The organism is Streptosporangium sp. NPDC087985, assembly GCF_044741965.1.
Lineage (GTDB): Bacteria > Actinomycetota > Actinomycetes > Streptosporangiales > Streptosporangiaceae > Streptosporangium.
In genome coordinates, this window is sequence record NZ_JBIUTQ010000056.1 from 1 (window position 1) to 2,449 (window position 2,449).

1 protein-coding gene and 1 pseudogene are annotated in these 2,449 nt (G+C 67.7%); both read left to right on the forward strand.

All coding sequences use genetic code 11. The annotated features are described in order from the left end of the window. Window positions 1-184, forward strand: a pseudogene (locus ACIN94_RS32710) (transposase); the annotation flags it as partial. Window positions 185-248: 64 nt separating this feature from the next. Continuing rightward, window positions 249-2,339 (forward strand): ISAzo13 family transposase, encoded by a 2,091-nt coding sequence (locus ACIN94_RS32715; protein ID WP_400714890.1) that lies wholly within the window; start codon window positions 249-251, stop codon window positions 2,337-2,339. The last annotated feature ends 110 nt before the right edge of the window (window positions 2,340-2,449 follow it).

The window sequence follows — 2,449 nt, forward strand, 5'->3', positions numbered from 1 at the left end:
CGAGATCCTCGGGTTGGAGGTCACCTCGGCCGAGGACGGCGCCGGCTGGCTGGCGTTCCTGCGCGGCCTGGTCGCCCGCGGGCTGGGCGGGGTGCGGCTGGTCATCTCCGACGCCCACGCCGGGCTGGTCGGCGCGATCGGCGCGACCCTGCCAGGCGCCTCCTGGCAGCGCTGTCGCACCCACTGAAGCCGTAAGGAAATAACACGACGATTCCTGGTTTGGGGTTTGATGTGCTGCTACGGCGATCTTGTCCGAGGTGCTGGAGCAGCTGGCGTTGAAGTTCGAGGTGCTGTTGCCGCATCTGAACGAGCGGCAGCGGCGGTTGCTGTTGGCCGCGGAGGCCCGCCTGCTCGGACATGGCGGAGTCCGGGCGGTGGCGCGGCTGGCCGGGGTGAGCGAGACGACCGTCCGCCGGGGCGTGTTTGAGCTGGAGGAGGGGCAGGACCCGTTTCCGGAGGGACGGGTGCGGATGGAGGGCGGTGGCCGCAAGAACGCTGAGGACCTGGATCCGGGCCTCATACCAGCGTTATTGGCGCTGGTCGAACCCGAGGAGCGGGGTGATCCTGAGTCGCCGTTGCGGTGGACGACGAAGTCTCTGCGGCATCTGGCCGCAGAGCTGACCCGCCAAGGGCACCCGGTCTCCGCTCCGACGGTCGGGCGTCTGCTGCGGGAGGCCGGTTTCAGTCTCCAGGCGAACGCCAAGATGCTCGAGGGCACCCAGCATCCCGACCGGGACGCCCAGTTCCGCTATATCAACGAGCAGGTCAAACAGCATCAGGTCGACCGCCAGCCGGTGATCAGCGTGGATACCAAGAAACGCGAGCAGCTCGGCCGGCTGCCGATGGCCGGGCGGGAATGGCGGCCCAAGGGCGATCCGGTGCGGGTCGAGGACCACCACTTCTTCTTCACCGGCCCGGACGTGGAGCAGGCGATCCCGTACGGGATCTACGACATCACCGCCAACACCGGCTGGGTGAACGTCGGCGTCGACCACGACACCCCTGTCTTCGCGGTCGAGTCCATCCGCCGTTGGTGGAAGGTGCGCGGCAGCCTTGACTACCCCGACGCAACTCGGCTGTTGATCACCGCGGACTCGGGCGGCTCCAACGGCCACCGCTACCGCGTCTGGAAGAGCGAACTGGCCGCGCTGGCAGCCGAGACCGGCCTATCGATCACGGTCTGTCACTTCCCGCCCGGCACCTCCAAGTGGAACAAGATCGAACACCGGTTGTTCTCCCATATCACCTTCAACTGGCGAGGCAGGCCCCTGACCAGTCACGAAGTAGTTGTCCAGACGATTGCGGCGACCCGCACCAGCGGCGGGCTGCGCGTCCAGGCCACCCTGGACCCCGGCGACTACCCCATCGGCGTCGCGATCAGCAAGGAACGCTTTGCCGCGCTGCCGCTCGAACGGCACCCCGTTCACGGCACCTGGAACTACACCCTCCACCCCCAGTCCGCCACCGAGACCACTGCGGCCACGGCTGCCGGCGAGGCGAACGGTCTCGCCCAACGCCGTCAAGCCATGCTTCAATGCCTGGCCGACCCACGGCTGACCGGCCTGAACACCACGCAACTCGAACGACTGGCCGCCCGGCTCGCCCCCGCCCAGGCCGCCCGCACCCAGGAACGACACAGCGAGCAACGCAGCGGACGAGCCCGCCGCGCCACCGGCAGACTCCGCGTCACACCCCTGTTCGACGACGCCGCACGACTCCTGCTCACACTCCTCTATCAGCGTCAGGTCTGCTCCATGAAAGTGCTGGCCGACCTGCTGGAAGTCACCGACGTCTGTATCAGCGACCTCGTCCGAGAGACCCGCCGGGTGCTGGAAGACGACAGCTACCACCCCGGCGTCACACCGGTTCGTTTCGGCACCTCCGCTGCGCTGCTCGCCTTCCTGGACAGCAACCTGCAACCCGCACGAACCACGATCATGGAACGGCTGTCTGACCCGGCCCTGACCGGGCTGCCCCGCACCGAACTCGATCACCTCATCAAGCAGCTCGCCGCCCGGCAAACAGCTCAAAACGAGCGCCTCGGCTACCAACGCCGTGGCGGCCCCCGCCAGCCCGGAGCCCGGGGCGGCATCTTCCCCCAGAAGATCAGCAATAGTGAACGCGTCCTGCTCACCATCCTCTACCAGCGGAAACTCTGCACGATCGACGTCCTCGCCGATGCCCTCGGCGACGTCAGCCGATCCGCCATCGGCAACGTCATCCGCGAAACCCGCCCCCTCCTCCAACAAGAGGGCCGCACCCCAGACCGAGCACCCACCCGCTACCGCACCGCCGCCGACCTCCTCGCCGCAGTACCAAGCCGCGACACGACAAGTTGATTCCTTACGGCTTCGACTACCTGCGCAACCTGCTCACCACGGTGCCGAAGTCGGCGCAGCCGTGGGTGGCGACCCTGGTACGCACCATCTTCGACCAGCCCACCGCCGAG